Origin of the sequence: Chryseobacterium sp. Chry.R1 (assembly GCF_039645525.1) — a bacterium.
Classification (GTDB): domain Bacteria; phylum Bacteroidota; class Bacteroidia; order Flavobacteriales; family Weeksellaceae; genus Chryseobacterium; species Chryseobacterium proteolyticum.
In genome coordinates this window covers 2,765,874-2,789,232 of the sequence record NZ_CP151793.1, presented here as the reverse complement: position 1 = coordinate 2,789,232, position 23,359 = coordinate 2,765,874, and the positions used below count along the sequence as shown (strand labels likewise).

The 23,359-nt window shown below is 35.8% G+C and carries 24 protein-coding genes; 12 read left to right on the top strand and 12 right to left on the bottom strand.

The genetic code is table 11. The features are described 5' to 3' along the window. Positions 1-37 precede the first annotated feature (37 nt). Complete coding sequence (locus tag AAEU33_RS12565) at positions 38-943, bottom strand: helix-turn-helix transcriptional regulator (protein ID WP_345987862.1); 906 nt, start codon at positions 941-943, stop codon at positions 38-40. Between the two features lie 453 nt (positions 944-1,396). Between AAEU33_RS12565 and AAEU33_RS12560 the strand changes: the two genes are divergently transcribed. Continuing rightward, positions 1,397-1,684 (top strand): GNAT family N-acetyltransferase, encoded by a 288-nt coding sequence (locus tag AAEU33_RS12560; protein WP_172278880.1) that lies wholly within the window; start codon positions 1,397-1,399, stop codon positions 1,682-1,684. Between the two features lie 2 nt (positions 1,685-1,686). Here the strand turns inward: AAEU33_RS12560 and AAEU33_RS12555 are convergent, their stop codons facing one another. Next, positions 1,687-2,784 carry an MBL fold metallo-hydrolase gene (locus tag AAEU33_RS12555; RefSeq protein ID WP_345987860.1) on the bottom strand — a complete coding sequence of 366 codons (1,098 nt, stop codon included), beginning with the start codon at positions 2,782-2,784 and terminating at the stop codon, positions 1,687-1,689. A 171-nt stretch (positions 2,785-2,955) separates the two neighbouring features. Here AAEU33_RS12555 and AAEU33_RS12550 point away from each other — a divergent pair, with 171 nt between their 5' ends. From AAEU33_RS12550 to AAEU33_RS12540, 3 genes are all read left to right on the top strand, one after another. After that, positions 2,956-4,452, top strand: a complete 1,497-nt coding sequence (locus AAEU33_RS12550; protein WP_345987859.1) for a S41 family peptidase — start codon at positions 2,956-2,958, stop codon at positions 4,450-4,452. Between the two features lie 8 nt (positions 4,453-4,460). Then, positions 4,461-5,294, top strand: coding sequence for a helix-turn-helix domain-containing protein (locus AAEU33_RS12545; RefSeq protein WP_345987857.1), 834 nt, complete (start codon positions 4,461-4,463; stop codon positions 5,292-5,294). A gap of 61 nt (positions 5,295-5,355) precedes the next feature. Continuing rightward, a complete protein-coding gene (locus AAEU33_RS12540; protein WP_345987856.1) occupies positions 5,356-5,913 on the top strand; it encodes a DUF417 family protein in 558 nt (185 codons plus the stop codon). Between the two features lie 31 nt (positions 5,914-5,944). Here the strand turns inward: AAEU33_RS12540 and AAEU33_RS12535 are convergent, their stop codons facing one another. Further along, complete coding sequence (locus AAEU33_RS12535) at positions 5,945-6,538, bottom strand: hypothetical protein (RefSeq protein ID WP_345987854.1); 594 nt, start codon at positions 6,536-6,538, stop codon at positions 5,945-5,947. Positions 6,539-6,554: 16 nt separating this feature from the next. After that, entirely contained in the window at positions 6,555-7,055 is a 501-nt protein-coding gene (locus AAEU33_RS12530) for an RNA polymerase sigma factor (RefSeq protein ID WP_345987853.1), read from the bottom strand. A 173-nt stretch (positions 7,056-7,228) separates the two neighbouring features. Here AAEU33_RS12530 and AAEU33_RS12525 point away from each other — a divergent pair, with 173 nt between their 5' ends. Continuing rightward, on the top strand, positions 7,229-7,963 hold the full coding sequence (locus AAEU33_RS12525) for an SDR family oxidoreductase (protein WP_345987851.1): 735 nt from the start codon (positions 7,229-7,231) through the stop codon (positions 7,961-7,963). A gap of 124 nt (positions 7,964-8,087) precedes the next feature. Here the strand turns inward: AAEU33_RS12525 and AAEU33_RS12520 are convergent, their stop codons facing one another. Further along, positions 8,088-9,716 carry an NADP-dependent glyceraldehyde-3-phosphate dehydrogenase gene (locus tag AAEU33_RS12520; RefSeq protein ID WP_172278896.1) on the bottom strand — a complete coding sequence of 543 codons (1,629 nt, stop codon included), beginning with the start codon at positions 9,714-9,716 and terminating at the stop codon, positions 8,088-8,090. Positions 9,717-9,885: 169 nt separating this feature from the next. Here AAEU33_RS12520 and tpx point away from each other — a divergent pair, with 169 nt between their 5' ends. Continuing rightward, positions 9,886-10,458 carry a thiol peroxidase gene (tpx, locus tag AAEU33_RS12515; protein WP_172278897.1) on the top strand — a complete coding sequence of 191 codons (573 nt, stop codon included), beginning with the start codon at positions 9,886-9,888 and terminating at the stop codon, positions 10,456-10,458. A 71-nt stretch (positions 10,459-10,529) separates the two neighbouring features. Here the strand turns inward: tpx and AAEU33_RS12510 are convergent, their stop codons facing one another. From AAEU33_RS12510 to AAEU33_RS12480, 7 genes are all read right to left on the bottom strand, one after another. After that, positions 10,530-10,970, bottom strand: coding sequence for a hypothetical protein (locus tag AAEU33_RS12510; RefSeq protein WP_345987849.1), 441 nt, complete (start codon positions 10,968-10,970; stop codon positions 10,530-10,532). Positions 10,971-11,380: 410 nt separating this feature from the next. Beyond that, positions 11,381-13,366 (bottom strand): urocanate hydratase, encoded by a 1,986-nt coding sequence (locus AAEU33_RS12505; RefSeq protein WP_345987847.1) that lies wholly within the window; start codon positions 13,364-13,366, stop codon positions 11,381-11,383. Positions 13,367-13,649: 283 nt separating this feature from the next. Further along, complete coding sequence (locus AAEU33_RS12500; RefSeq protein ID WP_345987846.1) at positions 13,650-13,943, bottom strand: hypothetical protein; 294 nt, start codon at positions 13,941-13,943, stop codon at positions 13,650-13,652. Positions 13,944-13,996: 53 nt separating this feature from the next. Beyond that, positions 13,997-14,974 carry a D-glycerate dehydrogenase gene (locus AAEU33_RS12495; RefSeq protein ID WP_345987844.1) on the bottom strand — a complete coding sequence of 326 codons (978 nt, stop codon included), beginning with the start codon at positions 14,972-14,974 and terminating at the stop codon, positions 13,997-13,999. A gap of 69 nt (positions 14,975-15,043) precedes the next feature. Next, the gene (locus AAEU33_RS12490; RefSeq protein ID WP_345987843.1) at positions 15,044-15,307 is read right to left on the bottom strand and encodes a prevent-host-death protein; all 264 of its coding nucleotides are present in this window, start codon (positions 15,305-15,307) and stop codon (positions 15,044-15,046) included. A gap of 143 nt (positions 15,308-15,450) precedes the next feature. After that, a complete protein-coding gene (locus tag AAEU33_RS12485) occupies positions 15,451-15,843 on the bottom strand; it encodes a DUF1801 domain-containing protein (RefSeq protein ID WP_345987841.1) in 393 nt (130 codons plus the stop codon). 3 nt (positions 15,844-15,846) lie between these two features. After that, positions 15,847-16,500, bottom strand: coding sequence for a protein-L-isoaspartate(D-aspartate) O-methyltransferase (locus AAEU33_RS12480; protein WP_345987840.1), 654 nt, complete (start codon positions 16,498-16,500; stop codon positions 15,847-15,849). 161 nt (positions 16,501-16,661) lie between these two features. Between AAEU33_RS12480 and AAEU33_RS12475 the strand changes: the two genes are divergently transcribed. From AAEU33_RS12475 to AAEU33_RS12450, 6 genes are all read left to right on the top strand, one after another. Continuing rightward, positions 16,662-17,630: a Gfo/Idh/MocA family oxidoreductase gene (locus AAEU33_RS12475; RefSeq protein ID WP_345987838.1), complete on the top strand. Its 969-nt coding sequence runs from the start codon at positions 16,662-16,664 to the stop codon at positions 17,628-17,630. Between the two features lie 247 nt (positions 17,631-17,877). Continuing rightward, positions 17,878-19,611 carry a cellulase family glycosylhydrolase gene (locus AAEU33_RS12470; RefSeq protein WP_345987837.1) on the top strand — a complete coding sequence of 578 codons (1,734 nt, stop codon included), beginning with the start codon at positions 17,878-17,880 and terminating at the stop codon, positions 19,609-19,611. Between the two features lie 76 nt (positions 19,612-19,687). Further along, positions 19,688-20,566: a CGA/CIA family class A beta-lactamase gene (bla-A, locus tag AAEU33_RS12465; protein WP_345987836.1), complete on the top strand. Its 879-nt coding sequence runs from the start codon at positions 19,688-19,690 to the stop codon at positions 20,564-20,566. A gap of 75 nt (positions 20,567-20,641) precedes the next feature. Beyond that, complete coding sequence (locus tag AAEU33_RS12460) at positions 20,642-21,049, top strand: hypothetical protein (RefSeq protein ID WP_273648351.1); 408 nt, start codon at positions 20,642-20,644, stop codon at positions 21,047-21,049. A 19-nt stretch (positions 21,050-21,068) separates the two neighbouring features. Continuing rightward, positions 21,069-21,959 carry a 3-hydroxybutyryl-CoA dehydrogenase gene (locus AAEU33_RS12455; protein WP_345992774.1) on the top strand — a complete coding sequence of 297 codons (891 nt, stop codon included), beginning with the start codon at positions 21,069-21,071 and terminating at the stop codon, positions 21,957-21,959. 83 nt (positions 21,960-22,042) lie between these two features. Next, complete coding sequence (locus AAEU33_RS12450) at positions 22,043-23,359, top strand: hypothetical protein (RefSeq protein ID WP_345987834.1); 1,317 nt, start codon at positions 22,043-22,045, stop codon at positions 23,357-23,359.

Genomic DNA, 23,359 nt, shown 5'->3' with positions numbered 1-23,359 from the left:
TGATTGCATATAGAATTCAAACTAAGAATTATAAAATTCAAACTAAGTTACTTCGCAGTGCATTGGGAGTTCTTCCTGTTTGTTTTTTAAAATAATTAGTAAAATAAGCAGGTTCCTCAAATCCTAACCCGTAAGCAATTTCAGAAATATTCCAATCCGTATGCTTCAGCAAAGCATTGGCCTCCTGAATAATCCTGGAAGTGATCTGTTGTGTGGTTGTTTTACCTGTAATCTCCTTTACGGAGCGATTAAGGGAGTTCACATGTACGGAAAGACTCTCCGCATAATCATTAGGGGTTCTTAGTTTTAAATAGGATTCGGGACTATCGATAGGAAACTGCCTCTCTAATAATTCCATGAACAAGGATGCCACTCTTTGTGAAGCATTCTGATGATACTCAAAGTTTTCGGCAGGGTTCATCTTCATGGTTTCATGGATTAAAAGATGTAAATAGCTTCGAAGCATATCATATTTATGAATATAATCAGAATCAATTTCTTTCATCATTTTTACAAATAAGTCAGAAACTGTTTTTTGCTGTTCTTCATTAACAAAGAAAACAGGTGTTCCCCCTATTTTAAAAAGCGGTGAATCCTGGAGGTTTCCCAACCGGCTTCCATTTTGAAGAAACTCATCTGTAAACAGACAAAACCACCCTGTCTGGTTATCATCATCCGCCTCCCAGGAATAAGGTATTACCGGATTGGAGAACAGCAGCGCAGGCCTATCCACACGGATCCATTTATTCGCATAGTGAAGTTTTCCTTTCCCGATAATCAGGGATACTTTATAAAAATCCCTCCTGCTGTAAGGAGTAACCAATGCACAATTATCCCGTGAAAAGACATTAAAATGTCCCAGTCCGGAATTAGAAAGGCAGGAAGGATAAACCCTTACCTGCGTACGGTTATAAAATTCCTGTAATGACTCTGATGATTCCATAAGACAAAGTTATAAAATTCAAACAAAAACAAAATAACTTCCTTCTTATTCTTACTACACAAAAAATGACTGATCTTACGAACAGCCATCAAGAAAAATTTGAATATATAGTGAAATGTGATTAATACGGTGTTCATGTCATTTCAATTAAAATGCCAAAGCAAAAGAAATCATTTATTAATATTTGTTAAAGGATCATAAGCAGCTGAAAATGTAACGGATAAATTTGTCGGTGGATTGCAGGTTATGAAATCCGTTATAGAAAGAATAAGTAGGATTACTGACCATTATGTTCAAATACCAACTATTGCCTGGCTTAATTGAAAAGAATATAAATAACGATTAACTTCTTATAAATTGGTGAATTGTATGATTATAATTTGTAATTTTAAAGAAGAGATCTGATTTTCAGGCTCTCAAGATCATTTATTACTCAATCTAATTTCAATACTTATGGAAAATATAAAATTTGAAATATCTCCATATCAGGATGAATTGCAGATATTAATTGACGACAAGAAGGCTGGCTATATGTCCATAGCAATTGATGGCAGACAATTAATTGTATATTATACAAAGCTTAATGAAGAACTCGAAGGACACGGATATGCCAAGATGCTTTTAGATGAACTGGTACGGTACGCAGAAGAAAAGGACCTGCTGATAGACCCTGAATGTGATTTTGTAAGACAACAGTTTGAAAATCACCCGAAACGATATAACGACATCTGGCACGCCTGATATCAATCCTCCCACCAGGCTTTGAACTGATGATCCAGCTCATCCAGGCTAACTATTTCACCGATCATAGGAGTAAGAATACGTAGATTTTTTTCCTTACCGAAACTTGTTATTTTTTGCAATGGTTCATTCCATGGATGTAAGGCTAAAGCAAATTTCGAAGAGTGAACAGGAATAATATTCCTTGCATTAACATCTATACTCGCCTGTATAACATCTTCAGGAAGTGCATGAATGTATTTCCATGCTTCATTGTACTGGCCGTTTTCCATGATTGCATAATCGAAAGGACCATATTGATCACCGATCATTTTAAAGTGGGTATCGTAACCGCTATCCCCTCCTAAAAATATCTTTTTAGTAGGAGTTTCCAGAACATAAGAAGTCCACAATGTTCCGTTCCTCTTTATTTTTCTTCCTGAAAAATGTCTTGCCGGAGTAAAAGTAATTTTAATATTATTCTTTAAATATGCCATTCCTCCCCATTCTTCTTCAATAAGCATATTTTCTGGATAACCCCATTTTTCAAAATGTGCTCCGACTCCCAATGGTAAAATAACGCTTCCTACCATGTCTTTTATCTTTTTGACAGTAGGATAATCCAAATGATCAAAGTGATCATGGGTAATAACAAGATAATCAAGATCCGGGATATCCTCGGGTTTGAAAATATCAGACCCTGGAAAAGCTTTGTTAAAAAATTTAAATGGAGAGCCATACGTACTCAAAACAGGATCTATCAGAAATGATACTCCATCTGTCTGAATGAAATAAGATGAATGCCCTAACCAGACAAATACATCCTGGTCTTTTGGGATCTCTTTTAAAATAGTATGAACTGATGGTATATTTTTCAGTGGTTTTAAAAGCGGATCTTTTTTAGCCACAAAAAAATCATACAGAACCTTTGGCATGCTATAGCCTTCAGCAATTGATGGTGTATAACTAAGGTTTTGAAACTGTTTATCTTTATAAAGCTTTGAATGCTTCATTCTTTCCAGTCTTTTTCCAGCAGGTTCGGCACCAAAAACTTCCCGACTTGTTATTATGTAATATGCTAATATAAGCAGGATGGCAATCGCAATAAATAAATACATCATTTGATAAATAAAGTTCAAATGTATTAACTTTTAGTGTGAATTGGTAGGCCGACCTAATAAATAAATCATTTATTTAACGCAATATTATAGTTCACACTTAAAAAATTATTAGTATTTTAATATCAGGATGATTTTAAACGCCTAAATTTGTAGGTTTTAAACACAAAAATTTTGAAAATTACATTTATTTTATTTGGACTTATTTTTCTGTGGTCCTGTTCTTCTCTCACCAATAGCGAGAGGCAGGAAGGGACACTTATTGAGCCTGAGCTGCTCAAAAAAGATGTGGATTATGCATATACTAAATTAAAAGAAATGCATCCTCAGCTCTACAGATATATTACAAGAAAAGATCTGGATTTTAAAATCGACAGCATTAAGCAAACCATCAACGAACCTCTTACTCCAACACAGTTTTATTTCAAATTACAACCCGTTATTACAAGCATCAGAGAAGGGCATCTCTCACTGATGATTCCTTTTGAAAAATTAAAGCGTGAATATGGAGGAAGAAAATTATTTACGTACTTCAAATATTACATTAAGGATGACCATCTTTATATCGTCTCGAATAAAGATTCCATTCAGAATATAAAACCAGGCACCGAAATACTGAGTATCAATAATGTTCCGATATCTTTCTATATCAGCAAATACAGAAAGCTGATCAGCAGCGATGGCAGAAATACTACATTTACACCCTATTACCTGAAAGATATGTTTTTTGTTTTTTTCAGCATGGAAAACGGCTTTTTGGAACAGGTGAAAATTGAAACCTTGTATAACAATAAAAAACAAACTTTCATTATCGAACGGGATAAGCAAAGCGAAGCAGAAAAGGCTAAATCCCAAACCCAGGCTAACGGAAATTTTCACTGTCCTATGAACAGAAATTTCAAATTTCTGGATGAGAACAATTCAATTGCATACATCAATATAAAAAAATTCTCAAACAATAAATCTGACAGGTTTTATAAAAATACATTCGAAAGAATTAAAGAAGCTAAATCAGACTATCTGATATTAGACATTCGGAATAATTACGGAGGTTCTTTACAGGAAATTAATAATCTTTATTCCTATCTTGTTTCAGAACCATTCACTTTAATAAAACCTTCGAGACTCAATTCAGGCTATACCCCATTAAAAACAAATTATTTCAAAAAGAGCAGCCCTTTGGAATATGCATTAAAAGGAATTACCTATCCAACATACTTTTTCCTTAAAACCCTTCATACTTATAAAGGCAACGACGGCAAATTCTATTATAAGATAAAAGCAGACAATGTAACAAAACCCAATAAAAATGCTTTTCATGGAAAAATTTTTGTACTGGTTAATGGCGGAAGTTATTCTGCATCTTCCATTATCAGCTCAAAACTCAAGTTTGATAAGGTAGCAACCCTCGTTGGAGAGGAAACAGGCGGGGCAAATGACGGAACCGTAGCCGGATTTTATTCTTATCAGGTCCTTCCTAACTCTAAACTTACACTGCCTATCGGCTTACTGCTGGTAAATCCGAATATAACACTCACCAACTCTCAGAGAGGGGTGATCCCGGATGTAACGATCACAGAAACTTTACAGGATATTATCAACAAAAATGATGTACAGCTTGCATGGGTAAAAAAGGAGATTGAAAAAGAGAAAGCCAGAAAGATTAAATAGATCTTCAGATGAAAAATGCATTTTTTTCCGTTCAAAAAAGAGATTCGGAATATTATAAAAATATCACCAGCGATTCTTTTTATCATATCTTCCTGTTGGAAGGAGTGGGAAAAATCATTGTAGATTTCGTGGAATATGATTTTGAAGGAAACATTGTTCTTTTTTCTTCCCCTTTCCAGAATATCCGGATCGTCACTGAGACCGTTCTTAAGATTGATGATCTCAGCTTCCACAGTGATTTTTATTGCATAGAATTTCATAAGAAAGAAGTAGCCTGTAACGGATTGCTTTTTAACAATATTTACCTCTTTCCTTATTTCAAACTGAATGCAGAGGTCTTTGAAGAAATTTCAGGCTATTTTTCTAAGATCCGGAAAGTAGATCCTGAGGAGGATTTTTCACAGGCCGTTTTACAATCTTATCTGCAGTTAATCCTGGCAATTTGCAGTAAAGAAAAAAATAAAATATTCCCAGACAAGGATCTGATAAAGGATGATTTCAAAGAGTTAAAATCTTTCCAGGATTTGGTAGAAATTCATTTCCTTACGGAAAAAAATCTATCGTTTTACGCCGATCTTTTACATATCACTCCCAACACGTTAAGCAAAAAGATCAAATCCCGATTTAATAAAACACCTTCTCAGATTATTCAGGAAAGAGTTATCCTGGAGTCTAAAAAACAAATTCACCTGACCCGGAAATCCATGAAAGAAATTGCAGCAGAACTTAACTTCAGTGATGAATTTTATTTCAGTAAATATTTTAAAAAACATACCGGCGTTTCCCCTACTCATTTCAGGAAAGAAGCAGGAATTTCCATCGTTGCAGATTTGTACAAATAACGTCCACAATTCTCCATTTTATAGGTTAGACATTCAATCTAATTTTGTCAAAAAAAATAATATGATTGAATTCTTAGCACACTCACAGAAAAACTTCATCCATATTCTAAGGATTAGTGTTTTTATCGTTATGGCCTGGATCGGAGGACTAAAAGCATTTCATTATGAAGCGGAAGGTATTATTCCTTTCGTAGCCAATTCTCCTTTTATGAGTTTCTTCCTTAATACGAAATCTTCAGATGCAGATAACTACAAATTCCATAAAAACAAAGAAGGAGAGTGGATTCCAGCCAATGTAAAATGGCATGAAGCAAATGGTACCTACGTGTTTTCCTATGCATTGGGAAGTTTCATTGTTGGCATTGGAATTCTTGTTGTATTGGGTATATTCTATCCAAAGATTGGTTTATTATCCGGGATTTTAACCGCGGGAATGTCAATAGTAACGCTTTCATTTCTGATTACAACTCCCGAAACATGGGTTCCGGATCTCGGAGGGCCTGATCATGGTTTTCCTTTCCTCTCAGGAGCCGGCAGACTGGTGATCAAAGATATGATCATGTTGGGGGCCGGATTGGTAATAGCTTCTGACTCAGCAAAAAGTATTTTAAGCAGATAAACTTTCGGCGGGCATTCTGCCCGCCGAAAATTTATCCCTGAAATTCTATCACAAGATTTTCTATTGTTACAATATACTTACCATAAAACTTTTGAAACCAATATTTCCCAAGTAAATACAAAGAAAACAATCCAAACAATACAGAACCTATAAGGATTCCGGCAATCTTAAGATCACTTAACGGTTGTGGTCTTGGAATAAATTCAAGCACAATAATAATTTCACATACCAGAAAGGGGATAAAACTGAGATAAAATGAAAGGTAATATTGTTTATTGAGTTCAAATTGATGAAGCAGGTCCTTTAATCCATCGTAAGTTTTCATTTGCGGATTACTCATGTCCTTGTAAAGCTTAAAAAATTTACTGAAAAAGAAAAATGTAACTATGGCCATAGAAGCCAAAAGTATCGTGAGATAAAACTTAAATTTAAAAGGAGCACCACATAACCAGACAATGGCAAATCCAAAAATAAAAATCCCAATTGTGGAGAAGAATTCCTTTCTCATATTTTTACGCATCCTTTCCAAAGGAAGGCTAATCTTGTTTTTATTTTCAATACTGATTTCCGGTGTTTCCTCAAAAACATCATCATTCCAGGTATTTTTCAATTCATCTATATTCATTGTTATTGATTTAAAATTAGTACTTATTTGTGTTTAAGATATCTTTTAACTTATTTTTGGCGCGGTTCATTTTCACCCTTACATTACCTTCTGAAATTCCCATTTGTTCAGCGATTTCACGTCCGGGAAAATCTTCCAGATAATAAAATATAAAAGCCTTATCAATAGGATTCAATTGATGGATAGCCTGATACATAGCCGCCAGCTTTTCCTCTTTTTCGTGGTCATATTCCTCCTGTTCGATTTTGTAATGGGCAAAATCATCATTTCCTATAAAGCTTCTTTTCTTTTCGGATTTTAGAAAGATAATGGCCGTATTTAGGGCTATTCTGTACAACCAGGTTGAAAATTCACTTTGCCCTTTAAATCCTGGATATGCTCTCCAAACCTGATAGGTAATTTCCTGAAAGAGATCATCGCGGTCGTCTTTATCATCCATGTACATTTTAGAAATCTTAAAAATGATTCCTTTATGCCTTTCGATTCTTTCTAAAAATTCTTTTTCTAGTATGCTCATGGTTCCTGGCTCTATGGAGTTAGTGACATTTCATAGAAAATGTTACAATCTTTTGTAAAAAATAGTGAAATCTAATAGATCAATAAAAAGTTTGATATCACATTTTCTTTTTACCATTTGGTAAATCGAATAAAATACAGTTATGGGAAATTTGTATCATAAAATAAATAGAAATGATATCAACAACAAATCCCTTAGAAGGAAAACATGTCATTGTCATGGGAGGCAGTGCAGGAATAGGTTTTGCAACCGCTAAAGCTGCCGCTGAAAAAGGAGCTGTTATTACTATTGTTGCTTCGAATCAACAACGTATAGATTCCGCTCTGAAGCAACTTCCCGGGAATGCAAAAGGTCAGGTTGCAGACCTAAGCAAAGAAGAAAATATTAAAAATTTCTTTGCTGTTCAATCCTCTTTTGATCATCTGGTATACACCGCCGGTGAAAACCTTCAACTGAACCATATTGATGAAACTTCCCTTTCAGAAGCGCAAAAACTCTTTACAATCCGGTATTGGGGTGCTCTTGCTGCTGTAAAATATGGTGCTCCGAAAATAAATCAATGCGGATCCATTACTTTAACGAGTGGAATTGCAGGCAACCGGCCGGGAAAAGGTTGGGGTATTGCAGCCAGCATTACTTCAGCCATGGAAGGTTTTGCCAGAGCAATGGCAGTTGAACTTGCTCCAACAAGAGTTAATATCGCATCTCCTGGCATAGTAAAAACAGATCTATGGGGAGCTATCCCGGAAAATGAACGGGAGAAAATGTATCAACAATATGCGGAGGCATTATTGGTAAGAAAAGTAGCCACTCCTGAAGATATTGCTCTTGCTTATATTTACCTGATGGAGCAAAGTTTCGGGACGGGTAATACAATAGTTGCAGATGGCGGCGGGGTGCTAGTTTAAAAAAGAATGCAATTTTCAGCATAGGGTTTAAAGGATTCATATTTTAAGTTTTAAGCTGAACTAAATAAAAAACCGTACTTCATTTAAATTGAGTACGGTTTTTTACTTTAGACCAACCTACTAGTTAGAATATGTAATCTGTGCTTAAGAAATTAGAATCATGTTCCCGGACAATTGTATTCAGGAGCTCTTTATTGGATTCTGTAAGTTTTGCAGCTACCAAAGATCTTATAGAGAAAGACCGTAGCGCATCAAATACAGAAAGCGTTCCCTCTGCACTATCTTTTCTTCCCGTAAACGGAAAAACATCCGGGCCTCTTTGTGCCTGGCAATTAATATTAACCCGGCTAACCAGATTAACGAATGAATCAATAAGTTTTGAAACTTCATGTGGGTCTTCACTGAAAATACTTACCTGCATTCCATGGGAAGCATTCACCTGGTATTCAATAGGCTCCTCAATATCATCAAAAGGGACAACAGGTATCACGGGACCAAACTGCTCCTCATGGTATAACTTCATCTCACTTGTTACCGGATATACTACGGCAGGAAATACAAAAGAAGCTTCAGTATAGCCACCGTTTTCATTCAATACTTTAGCACCATGAGCAATGGCATCATCAATACATTCTTTCAAATAAGGCGGTTTATTGACTTCAGGAAGCGGTGTTACTTTCACATCTTTTTCCCAAGGCAATCCGGGCTTCAAAGCAGAGACAGCCTTATTCAGCTTTTCTGTGAATTCGGCGGCAACCTCTTTCTGTACAAAAAGAAGCTTTAACGCTGTGCATCGCTGACCATTAAAGGACAGCGCTCCCAAAATACACTCGTTTACCGCTACATCCAGATTGGCATTTTTAGTAATAATCGCTGCATTTTTTGCATCAAGACTTAAAATAGCACGTAAACGATTTACTTTCGGATGTAACTTTTTCAATCCATTAGCCACTTTACTGGATCCTATAAACGCCAGAACATTCACTTTTCCACTTTCCATAATAGGAGTGATGATTTCAGATCCTTTCCCATAAAGTGTGTTCACAGTTCCTTTTGGAAACGCCTCTTTAAAGGCATTCAATAAAGGATAGTGGGCTAAAACACCATGTTTGGGAAGTTTAAACAGAATGGTATTCCCCATGATCAGAGCCGGAATAAGGGTTGTGAATATTTCATTTAAAGGATAATTAAAAGGTCCCATACTCAGAACAACACCAAGAGGAGCTCTGCGAATCTGTGCAATCGTTCCTTCTGCCTGCTGAAAACGGGAAGATTCCCGGTCCAGGTCTTTCAGTGCGTCTATGGTTTGGTTGATATAATCTACTGTACGATCAAATTCTTTTGTAGAATCGGCCAGGGTTTTCCCGATCTCCCACATCAAAAGCTTAATCACAAGATCACGTTGCTGAATCATGAGATACACAAATTTTTCCATACATTTGATGCGTCCTTCTACAGACATGGTCGGCCATTCCCCAAGACCATTATCATACGCTTTTACACAAGCCTCAAGAACCTCCATAGCATCTGCAGGACTGATATTAGGGATACTTCCCAGTAACTTTCTCTCAAGCCCATTTTCTGTAGGAATACAAACTGGGGAATAAATCTCCGTGACATCACCTTTCCACTCTATAAGTTCACCATTAAGCAAATAGGTTCTCTGATGAATTTCCGGAACTTTGAATTCTTCCGGTATTTCATTTTCGCTTTTAAAAATCTCATGGAATGATGTGTTCTGTGCTGAATTCATATTTTTTATCTTTTTAATAATTAAGTGTCCACTTTGTTAGAATAAAGGTAGACCTTACAAATGATTATAAAAATAGTCAGCTAATAGATTCGGTCTATTTAAAGACTGTTTGAATTAAAATTAATATTCAATCCAAAAAAAGAATAATTTTGTCTTAAAATAAAATCCAATGTTTTCAAAATTAATTTTCACCACGCTATTATCAGTTTCCGTATTCCTTTTTGCTCAAAACTCCCACAATGCCAATACCATTATGATGGGAGGGAAACCGGTACAAACGTATTCCAAACTACCGGCCGTAAACAAAGCAGCGCCAAAGTTCACCCTTACCGATGTTTCAATGAAAGATCAGACCCTGGATTCCTACAAAGGAAAATTTCTTATTCTTAACATCTTTCCGAGTGTAGATACCGGTGTTTGCTCAGCTTCAGTCCGACATTTCAATGAGGATGCAGCTAATCTTCCCAATACTGTAGTGCTTTGCATCTCTAAAGATCTGCCGTTTGCACAAAAAAGATTTTGCGGAGCCGAAGGAATAAAAAATGTGGTTATGCTTTCTGATTTCCGCTCTGATTTCGGAAAAACTTACGGTGTAGAGATCACCGATTCTATGATGAAAGGTCTCTTAAGCCGGGCCGTCGTAGTAATTGATCCTTCAGGAAAAATTGTATATGAAGAGCAGGTAGCAGACATTTCAAAAGAACCTGATTACGAAGCAGCTATTAAAGCTGTGAAAAATTAAGTTTTCATCGTATAGGATAAAAACCTCCGTCAATTAGAATTGGTGGAGGTTTTTTATTTAAAATAATGAATCTAATTCATTAAGCTCGCTGAAGAATAATACAAAAACAATAATGCCAATGCATCATCAACTGAATCATCTACCTCAATGCTGAAAACAGGATTTCCAAACCATTTCCTGTGGGTTTGAATATCAATGATTAATTTCTTTTGTTCGTACAACTGCATTCCTTTATCTGATGTGAAACGACAAATCTTTATATCCGATTCATCTGCTTTTATAATCAGATCTTTTCCAAAATCTGTGTAATAAATCACTTTCCTGCCATCCGAAAGTTCAATATCATTCCATAAAAATCCTACATTTTTAATATGATATCGTTTAGAATCACATACAATGTATCTTTTCCATGAGATCAATTTGTTTGCTTCCACAATTTTTCCGATCTCTGAATTATTTTCTGAAAACAAGACCAACTGCCTCTTTTCAAATTTTGCGGTATATCTTTTCAAAGGCTTACTTTAAATTTAAACGGATTATACTTAATAAATAATTATCTACACCTATTCTTATTTTATTTTGCTTGAGATAACAATCTCCATGTGTTGTGGCAATCCCAAAGCTATTTTTTGTTAACCGATGAAAAATTTAAATTTCTGTTTAACTAATTTTCATTAAAATTTTCTACATGCATCTTTATCCTTATTCAAGTTCGTGATCAGATCTTCATTGGAAAAATTACTAAAGTCTTAAATCTCTTTACTGTGAACCCTTTAAAACAGGCTGTTTTGATTGGGTTGCATTTCATTCCAAACCTCATCACAAATATTAGCAGTTGAAATTTTCATTTCATCATGGTTTTATATAAAAATAAAAAAACTTTGCTTATTGCAAAGTTTTTTATTGAATATTTTTTCAAAAATTATAATAAATTATCATCGACTATATTAGGAAGGGTAACTTTTAAATTCGGCTCTACTTCCATTGCCCTTTTGATAGCAAAAACAGCTCCTTCATTTCTCGCCCAGCTTCTTCTTGAAATTCCGTTATTTACGTCCCAGAAAAGCATAGACTTTAACCTTCTGTCAGCATCATCACTCCCATCCAGCAACATTCCGAAACCTCCGTTGATTACTTCTCCCCAACCGACACCACCGCCGTTGTGAATAGAAACCCAGGTCGCCCCCCGAAAACTATCACCAATTACGTTGTGGATAGCCATATCCGCTGTAAATCTTGAACCGTCATAAATATTGGAAGTCTCTCTGTACGGAGAATCTGTACCCGATACGTCATGATGATCTCTTCCTAATACAACCGGACCTATTTCTCCGTTTTTTATGGCTTTATTGAAGGCTTCAGCGATCTTCATTCTTCCTTCTGCATCTGCATATAGTATCCTTGCCTGTGAACCCACAACCAATTTGTTTTCCTGTGCACCTTTGATCCACTGGATATTATCTTTCATCTGCTGTTGGATCTCCTCCGGAGAATTTTGCTGAATTTCTTCCAATATCCTGCAGGCGATATCATCTGTTTTTTGAAGATCTTCCGGCTTTCCACTCGTACAAACCCAACGGAATGGCCCAAAACCGTAATCAAAGCACATTGGTCCCATAATATCCTGAACATAACTTGGAAACTTGAATTCCCTTCCTAATGTCGGATTCTCGGCCATTACATCTGCGCCGGCTCTTGAAGCTTCTAATAAAAAGGCGTTACCATAATCAAAGAAGTAAGTTCCTTTTTCTGTATGTTTATTAATGGCAGCTGCATGTCTCCTTAAAGTTTCCTGAACTTTTCCTTTAAATAATTCAGGATTTTCCGCCATCATCGTATTTGATTCTTCAAAACTTTGTCCCACAGGATAATATCCTCCCGCCCATGGATTATGCAGCGATGTCTGATCCGAACCGATATCAATCTTAAGACCTTCTTCATCAAACTTTTCCCAAACCTCAACTACATTTCCTAGATAAGCCAAAGAAACAGTCTCTTTATTTTCCTGCGCTTTTCGCACTCTTGCTACCAGCTCATCTACATTTTCATGGATTTCGTTCACCCATTTCTGTTCATGACGAATCTTTGTAATTTTAGGATTTACTTCAGCACACACGGTAATACATCCTGCAATATTTCCAGCTTTTGGTTGTGCTCCGCTCATTCCCCCCAATCCTGAAGTTACAAATAAGCCACCTTTTGTTTCTTTATTTATTTTTCTGAAAGCATTCAGTACTGTTATTGTTGTTCCATGAACAATTCCCTGCGGACCGATGTACATATAACTTCCTGCAGTCATTTGCCCATATTGGGAAACCCCTAAAGCATTGAACTTCTCCCAATCATCGGGCTTAGAATAGTTTGGAATAACCATTCCGTTCGTTACCACAACCCGTGGCGCATCTTTGTGCGAAGGAAATAATCCCATCGGATGTCCGGAATACATGACAAGGGTTTGCTCATCATTCATTTCAGACAAATACTTCATCGTTAAAAGATACTGTGCCCAGTTTTGAAAAACAGCTCCGTTTCCACCATATGTTATCAGCTCATGGGGATGTTGTGCTACCGCATAATCCAGATTATTCTGAATCATTAGCATAATAGATTTTGCCTGTTCTGATTTCCCCGGATATTCAGTGATAGGTCTTGCTTTCATTTCATAATCCGGACGGAATCGATACATATAAATTCTGCCATACTGCTCAAGCTCTTCTCTGAATTCAGGTAATAATTCTGCATGGAATTTAGGCTCAAAATAACGTAAAGCATTCTTTAATGCTAACTTTTTCTCCTCTTTACCCAAAATTTCTTTACGTTTGGGAGCGTGATTTATATTGGTTTCGTATGGTTTGAATGGTGGCAATACGCTAGGTATACCTTGTTGTATAAGTTCCTGGAATGTCATAGCAATGAGTAAATTCTTCGTTTAAAATTCAAAGTTTTAAAGATATTCAAAATAGAAAATATAATGCAATGAAAACATAAAAAATTCCCTTTCTCCGAAAGCTATTACCAGAACCTATATCAATTTTAAGATCAACCCAAAAAAAATAAAGCCATTAACCTGTTTTATTATGTATCAGTGTTTTGAAGTATAACAACCAATCTAAAGGCAATAAAAAAACCTTACCCGGTTGAGTAAGGTGTATTTTACCATCTTAAATATATGAATGCAAATCTTTATCTTATTATGTAAGGACATCATCATTTTCCTCTTCATGATCATCATCGTTATCACTGGTACTCCAGTAATTATTTTCTTCATCTTCGGATCCAATCTCTTCCATATCGTCATCTTCTTCAGATCCCGGAACGTCCAGATCCATTTCCATATCATAACTGTCTTCATTTTCATCGAGAATAGGATTTCCGTCCCCGTCTAAAGGAACATGCTTTTCCTTATTGAAGAAATCTTCATTAGGATTGTAATCCATCTCTCTCAGTTTTCTGTTTTGTTCGCTGATGTTATCTTCTGGTATCATAGTATTTGTATTTAGTGTTACTGATAGAGAACAAAAATAATTCCAAGTTATGTTTATTGCTCAGAATAAACATCAGGATTAGCACAATATGGCATTTTTTCTCCTTTTGAAAAAGCAATAATATTTTCCGCTGCTGATTTTGCCATTCCATTCCTTGCTTCAACTGTTGCGGATCCTATATGCGGCAATACACATACACTGGAAAGTTCGAGGATCGGATCGTCTTTTACAATAGGTTCAGGATTAGTAACATCCAGTCCCGCTCCCCATATTTCCCTTGAAACCAAAGCTTCATAGAGATCACCCTGATGATGAAAACCTCCTCTTGCCGTATTAATAAAGATAGCATCGGGTTTCATCTTCTCAAAGACCGATCGGTTAAAAAGTTCTTTATGTTCAGGAATAAAACTGGCATGAATACTCAGAACATCAGACTGCCTGATCAATTTATCAAAAGAAACATATTGTGCGTTCAACTCCCTTTCAGCTTCTTCGTTATGGTGCCTGTTGTGATAAATGATATTCATATCAAAAGCTTTCAGGGATTTCTGTGCCATTTCAAAACCAATCCTTCCCAAACCGAAAATCCCCAGGGTTTTGCCGTATAGCTCTTGTCCTAATGCATGAAGGGGATCAAAATCTCCCCAATTCCCCTCCTTTACCTTCCCATAATTATAACTTGCTCTTCTTGCCACCGATTGCATTAACAAAAACGCAACATCAGAGGTAGCTTTACTTAGGACGTCCGGTGTATTTCCAACCGGTATATTTCTACGGGTCGCTTCCTGAATATCCACATGATCGAAACCAACAGAATATAAAGCAATTGCTTGCACATTAGGGCATTCGTTAAAAAAATCCTTGTCAAATGAATGGGTTCCTACATTGAGAATGGTATCGGTATCCTTGCAATAGTTTATCCACTCTTCATGTGAAAGTTGATCATTTTCAGGGATAGTAACATCCATTCCAGCTTCTTTCAGCATTTTTATTCCTGCTTCAGGAATTCTTTTATTGATGAATACTTTCATTATCTTAACTTTTTTTCAATAAAAAACCCCACCCATTGTCTAAGTGAGGCTTTAACTTTAATATAAAAATTACTTCTTCTCTTCTGATTCTCTTCTATTTTTATCGCCGACCTCGGAAGCCATTTTCTGAATTTCATCGCGGACCTCTTTCGCCGATTTCTGTGCTTGACTTATAAAACCCTGTTTTGTTGCTTCCTGATTTCGGCTCTTCATTTCATTGAAATAATCCTTTGCTTTTTGAGAATGACTTTCTACATTATATCCCGGATTATTGTAAATGTTTTTCTGAATATTACTAAAGTCGTGTGACGATTTAAATCTGTTTGTGTCCATAATCATAAGATTTAAGTGATTTCGTCATAGAAAAGCTTCAATTTCTGTTCCGAAAATCAGTGCCGATTTGTCATTTTTCTTTCAATCCTCCGTCACGAAAAGCCTAGAAACGATTATAGAAATTTTGAATCATAATTACGAATTTATTTTAATCTTATCAATTCCCCTTTCCTTTTAACAATATTTTTATAGTCCCACTGAATTTGCTGAGATTTCATAAGCCATCTTTTCAGATCAGCTGTATTGATTTGTTCACGAGACGTATATCTTTTTTCTGCTGCCTTGAATGAACCTTCGGTCTTTAAATCGTCTTCATCAAATGATTGCCCGCTCCAGAACATCAGCCGTACAGAATCTTTAAGCTTACTGTAACCTACAATCGGATTCCCTTCCAGAAACCACACAGGATGCCTGTGCCATATCTTATTTTCAGCATGTTCCAGCTCCTGATCAATAACAAGTGAAAGCATTGTGCAGATCTCCTGATCTGATGGGGACTGTGCGTTATTATAATCTGATATTTCAGGATTTATCATTAATTAAGAATTGGTATTATTGAGCATAGGTACAAATTTATAGGCTCCGAATTCCTCTTTCTCAATTTCCGTAGGCGAAACTTTTGTAAACCTGTACAGTACCTGCTCATCTGTCGGTCCAAGTGGAATCACCATTTTCCCTCCTACTTTCAATTGTTTTAGTAATTCCACGGGCAGCACGGAAGCTCCACATGTAACGATGATCTTGTCAAATGGAGCGAAAGTTGGCAATCCTGCAAAACCGTCACCAAAACTCTGAAATTTTGGAAAAAGATTAAGCTCCCTTAATTTTTTCTTAGAATAATCGAACAGGTCTTTTTGTCTTTCTACAGTATACACCAGGGCTTTCATTGCCAATAACACAGCAGTCTGATACCCACATCCTGTTCCAATTTCCAGAACTTTCTCTCCCGGGATTACCTGTAAAAGCTCTGATTGCTCTGCAACCGTTGAAGGATGCGAAATGGTTTGATGGGCCAGAATGGGAAAAGCACGGTCTTCGTAAGCGAAGTCTTCAAAAATACTTTCAATAAAAAGATGTCTCGGAACTTCATTCATTGCCGAAAGTACATTTTGATCCGTAATCCCAATTCTCTGTTGAAGATATTCAACTAAAATCTTTCTTTTTCCTTTATGTACAAACGAATCTTGCGTCATTTAGATAGTAGTTATTAGATTGCTAGTGCTAGTTTCACACAAAAGTAAGAATTAGATTTCAGATTTCAGGAAGCCACCTTAATTTTTGATGATTAAAGTCAAAAGTCTTTATATCTGAAATATCATACCTAATTTATATCTTTACACAAATTAAAAAAGCTATGTTGAAAGCAGGTTTGGTAGGTGCCGGACATTTGGGAAAAATACACTTAAAGCTTCTCAATCAATCAGATAAGTATGATTTTGTAGGTTTTCATGATAAAGATGTAGAAAACGGAAAAAAATTGGAAGCCGAGTTTGGCTATACCTATTTTGAAAATTTTGATGATCTGTTGAATCAGATTAATATGCTGGATATTGTAACGCCTACGGTTTATCATTATGATTATGCATTAAAGGCCATTGAAAAAAAATTGCATTTCTTCATTGAAAAACCGGTAACACAAACGCTTGAACAAGCCGAAGAAATCCTTTATAAGTGCCGTGAAAATGGAATAAAAGCACAGGTCGGACACGTAGAAAGGTACAATCCTGCTTTTATGGCAACTAAGGATTATATTAAAAATCCCATGTTCATTGAAATCCACAGATTGGCTGAATTCAATCCAAGAGGAACCGATGTTTCTGTGGTCCTGGACCTGATGATCCACGATCTGGACATTTTATTGAGTATCGTTAAATCTAAGGTAAAAAGCATCCATGCAAGCGGTGTATGTGTCGTAAGTAAAACTCCAGATATTGCGAATGCCAGAATAGAATTTGAAAATGGATGTGTTGCCAACCTTACCACTTCAAGAATCTCTATGAAAGCCATGAGAAAAAGTCGCTTCTTTCAAAAAGACGCCTACATTTCTGTTGACTTCCTTGAGAAAAAAGCAGAAGTAATCCGTATGAAAGATGCTCCGGAAACACCTACTCCATTCGACATGATCATCGAAAATGCCGAAGGAGAAAAGAATCAGATTTTATTCGAGTATCCCAACATCCAGCCCAACAATGCCATATTAGATGAGCTCAACTCATTTGCCGATTCCATTACTGAAGATAAAAATGTAGAAGTATCACTGGAAGACGGAACTGAAGCGCTAAAAGTAGCATTGGAAATTATGAAATTAATCACAAGCAAATAACTACTCTTTTCACTTTGGACTTTCACATTTAATCACTGATATTATTTTAAAACCTGTTTAATAAGGTTAAATCCAAGAAAGCCTTTCAGTTTAAATGGCTGTGGTAAAAATACAATCATACTTCCTCTTTAAATTGTTTATATATTTAAAGAGGAATTTTAATTTTAATTCAATAATTTTTAAATATATTTGTGATTAGTAAACTTATAATTCTAAAATCAATCCCATAATCTTATAAAATCCAACTATGAAACGAACCATCCTAATATCCGCACTTTTATTGTCTCAATTTGGGACATCACAATTATTGAAAACAAACGGTCAAAAAATAGTTAATGACAAAGGTGAGAATATCCAGCTAAAAGGCCTAGGCTTGGGAGGATGGATGCTGCAGGAAGGATACATGCTGAAAACAGCAGATTTCGCAGGTCCCCAGTATAAAATCAAGCAGAAGATTTCTGAATTGATCGGTGAAGATGGGATGAAAGAATTTTATAAAGCATACTGGAAAAACGGAATAACCAAACAGGATATTGATCTGCTTGCAAAAGCAGGCTTTAATTCTATAAGGCTTCCGATGCATTATAACCTGTACACATTGCCAATTGAGCAGGAGCCCGTAAAAGGAAAGAATACATGGCTTGAAGAAGGCTTTAAAATGACGGATGATCTTCTTAAATGGTGCGCTGATAACAAAATGTATCTGATTCTTGACCTTCATGCTCTTCCTGGAGGCCAGGGAAATGATGTAAACATATCAGACAACGATAAATCTAAACCGTCACTTTGGGAAAGTGAAGAAAATCAGAAAAAAACCATTGCATTCTGGAAAAAGCTGGCAGAACGTTATAAAGATGAACCATGGATAGGTGGTTATGACCTCATCAATGAGCCTAACATCAATTTCACAGGAAAAAATCCCAACGGAACAGATGAAATGTCAAATGCCCCATTATGGAAATTCCAGAAAGAAATTACAGAAGCCATCCGTGAGGTGGACAAAAAACACATCATTATTCTGGAAGGAAACGGATGGGGAAACAACTATAACGGCCTGACTCCTCTTTGGGATAATAATCTGGTCTTCAGCTTCCATAAATATTGGAACAACAATGATGACGCGACAGTAAAAGGAATTCTGGATTTAAGAGAAAAGCATAATATTCCGATATGGTTGGGAGAAACAGGGGAAAACTCTAATGTATGGTTTACGGAACTGATCCAGCTAATGAATAAACACAATATTGGCTATGCTTTCTGGCCAATGAAAAAGATCGATAATACTGCAGGAATTGCCAATGTAAAAATTACACCCGAGTATCAGAAACTGTTAGACTATTGGAAAAACGGAGGTGAAAAACCGTCAAAAGAATTTGCAACAAAAGCTTTAATGAAAATTGCAGATAATTATAAATTCAGTAATGTTGAAATAAAAAGAGACGTTATCGATGCTATGTTCAGACAGGTAACCGATGACTCTACAAAACCTTTTAAAAATCATCAGGCACCGGGAAGAATCTTTGCTACCGAATATGATTTGGGAAGAATGGGTTCAGCATATCTGGATAAAGACTTCATCAATCTGTGGGTTAGTGATCCTGCCAAAAGATCTGAATGGAATGCAGGTCACCAGATGAGAAATGACGGAGTGGATATTTATTTGTGTAATGACAAAGTAACTAATGCGTATTATGTAGGAAAAACCGAAAAAGGAGAATGGTTGCAATACACAATTAACAGTAAAGCAGACAAAGCATATACCTTTGATATAAGATATGCCGCTGGTAATGATTCGAAATTGAGAATTGAAGACGCCGCAGGAAAACAGCTTGCAGTTGTTTCACTGGCATCAACAGGAGGAAAAAATCAATGGAAAACTAGTTCAGTGAAGAACGTTAATCTTAAAAAAGGGGAAAACAAGATCAGAATCATTTTTGAAAATGACGGCGTTGATATTAATTATTTTGAGTTGAAATACTAATTATCTTTAAATTAAAATCCCTTTAGAATCTAAAGGGATTTATTTTTTAAATTTACGGCGATATAAATTGACCATTATGAAAAAAGCAGAATTTCTCTTTCTATTGATTTCTACATTTACTTTTGCCCAGCATACAGCCCTGGAGCAAAAAATAAATTCTATCATCAATGACAAAAATGCCACTGTAGGAGTTTCTGTACTGGGAATGGAAAATCAATCACTTTATAGCAAAAGCGGAGATAAAAAGCTCCCAATGCAAAGTGTCTTCAAGTTTCATATTGCTGCCACTGTTCTCAATTTTGTAGATGAAGGAAAACTGTTGTTACATCAGAAGATTTTAGTTAAAAAATCAGATCTTCTTGAGGATACATGGTCGCCACTTAGAGAAAAATATCCCAATGGTAATATTGAAATTCCTTTAAGTGAAATTATAGACTTCACCGTTGCGCAGAGTGATAATAATGGGTGTGATATCCTTTTAAGGTTAATTGGCGGAACGGATACAGTTCAAAAATTTATGGATACCAAAGGAATAAAAAATTTTCAGATCCGCTTTAACGAAGAAGAAATGCATAAAGACTGGAATGCACAATATCAAAATTACAGTTCAACAAACTCCATCGTACAGGTTTTGAAAAAGTTTTATAAGGGACAGTTACTTTCCAGAAAATCCACAGATTACCTGATGAAGGTAATGCTAGGCACCAAAACAGGAACAAACAAACTGATTGAGCAGCTTCCTAAAAACACACCTGTGGCTCATAAAACAGGCTCTTCAGGTAAAAATAAAGATGGGCTTACCGGTGCTGAAAACGACATGGGAATTGTAACCCTTCCGAATGGAAAACATTATGCCATAGCTGTATTTGTAAGCAACTCTATGGAAACAGAAGCTGCAAACTGTAAAATCATTTCAGATATTTCAAAAGCAGTTTGGGATGATTTTAGTAAGTAAATATTAAAGCTTAACTTTAAGCGAGATAAAAAGCGCTCAATTAGGGCGTGATTAAACCTAATCTTATTTATTACAATGAAAAAAATAGCAATACTTTTCAGCATTTTTTGTTTCAGCTTCTTTTTTTCTCAAAAGAGCCAGAACTATTTACAGGTAGGCTACGCAAGCATTTGTTGCGGAACACCTTCCGAAGATCCTGTGATTAATTACATATCAAAGTTTCAAAAAAAGAATAAGACAAAACCTTTTGAAATTTACAAACAAAGCGGACTGGGCAGAGAGGGGGAATTTAATCTTTATATCGGGATCGATTCCTTAGCAAAAACTAAAAAAAAGAAGTTCATATCCGGACTTAAGGCTGCTATATCTTCTCAAAATGCAGTAAGAAAAAGCAACAGCGGAAATGTGAACTTTGATGAAACGCAGATCGTCACAAAAGCAGATTTAGCCAATTCAAGAAATTTAACTATCTATAAAAAATAATTTAATTAAAGGAAAAATGATCAAAAACGTTGTAGTTATCGGAGCTGGAACCATGGGAAATGGTATTGCACATACTTTTGCGCAAAGCGGATTTAAAGTAAATCTTGTAGATGTTTCTCAGGATGCTTTAGACAGAGGAGTAAAAACCATTACCACCAACCTCGACAGAATAATTGCAAAAGGCAACCTTACAGAGGAGCAAAAAGCAGAAACTTTAGGAAATATCACCACTTTTACAGAGTTGAAAGAAGCCGTGGGAACCGCTGATTTAATTGTAGAAGCAGCTACTGAAAATCAGGATCTGAAACTGAAAATCTTCGGACAGATGGATGAATTTGCTCCGGAAAACTGTATTCTTGCGACTAACACTTCTTCTATCTCCATTACAAAGATAGCCGCTGCAACTAAGAGAGCTGATAAGGTGATCGGTATGCACTTTATGAATCCTGTTCCAATTATGAAACTGGTTGAAATCATTAAAGGATACTCTACTTCCAAAAAGACTTTTGACATCATCTATGATATGAGTAAAACGTTAGGAAAAGTGCCTGTGGAAGTGAATGATTACCCTGGTTTCGTTGCTAACAGAATTTTAATGCCTATGATCAATGAGTCTATTGAAACATTATATAACGGCGTGGCAGGCGTTGAAGAAATTGATACGGTTATGAAACTTGGAATGGCTCATCCAATGGGACCTCTTCAGCTGGCTGATTTTATTGGTCTTGATGTTTGTCTTGCTATTCTTAATGTGATGTATGACGGATTTAAAAATCCAAAATATGCCCCGAATCCTCTATTGGTAAATATGGTAATGGCAGGAAAACTGGGAGTAAAATCAGGAGAAGGTTTTTATGACTACTCCGAAAGCAAAAAAGCTGAAAAAGTTTCAAAAATGTTCTCGAAATAATTCTAGTGATTATCAGTTGTGAGTTATAAGTTATACATTTGAACAACGGTCTGTTCTGGCTGTTATCATTGATCACAACCCTAATGAAAATTAAAGAAAAAAATATTCAGATATCATTGGTCATCATTATTGTAATGATGACCATTTTACGTTTTTTACTCAATGAGAAAGGCAGGGTAAGCCCGGATTCAATCCGGTATATGAGATTTGCTCATGTATTCCCGACTATTGATAATACGACAACACCTGTAGGATATCCGTTAAGTATTAAGCTTTTTACATATCTGGGGATGGACGAATTCTGGAGCAGTAAAGTAATCGGGATTCTGTCTTTTCTTTTTATTGTGGCCTTTGCCTGGAAAAAAAACTTTTTCTTTAAAGAATCTGTTATCGTCAGTGCTTTATTTAGTTTCGTGTCAATTTACTCTTTTACGATGAGTGAAGCGCTCATCCTTCCATTTGTATTTTTATTCCTGTATACGGCACATTTAATTATTACTGGAAAACTGGAAAAAGGAAAAGCTGTATTTTATCTTTCGTTATCATTAATTGCCTTATATAATATCCGCTATAGTTCATTGTTTATTATGGGGGGAACAGGACTTTTCGGATTATTGGTATGGAAAAAAAAGTATGCCCGTACTTTCATTATTTCAGGCTTCATTGGTTGTGGTTTTGTAGCTTTATACAAGTTTACCTTTTTGGATTATTTTAATGAAAACTACATTAAGCAATCCTTAGAAATGGGTCTCCACCCTACTTCACAGCTGTTGGTTGAATTGTTTCAGGGCCTGGCTACTACTTTTAATCCTTTTATTCATATTGCAGATCCAGGAGGTGGTTTGATCAATAATGCGATTTATGGTATCGGATTTCTGAATATCTGTCTGATGGTATTTCTTTTTATTAAGATCCGGTTATCTGACAGTGATCTGTTCTTTCTTGTTATTGGAATTTCAGGAATCATATGTTCCTTTTTTGTTCAGTATTTTTATCCTGTCAATCCTATAGATTATCGGTTATTAGCTCCATTCAGCTTACCTCTGTGGCTAATGTACTTCAAAAGACTCTTTGATATCTTCAATATAAAAGTGTATGCAATCGGAGCATTAAGTTTGCTGTCAGGAATACTCTTTACCTGGCTTTCAAAAGGCAATTATCTGGAAAACAGAAAAAATATCAGTCAATTTTTAGAGACTGAAAATCTTAAGGATAAACCTATCACATTTTATCTGGAAACGACCGAGGACCTGGAAAAAATACAGGTAGCAGAATTAATAAGCACAGTAAATTCCAATATAAGCCTGACATTCAAGCCTCAAGATACCCTACAGAAAACTACACTTACCCAGTACAAAGTTTTACAAAAAATTAGGATCGACAAGAACAAATATCAATAA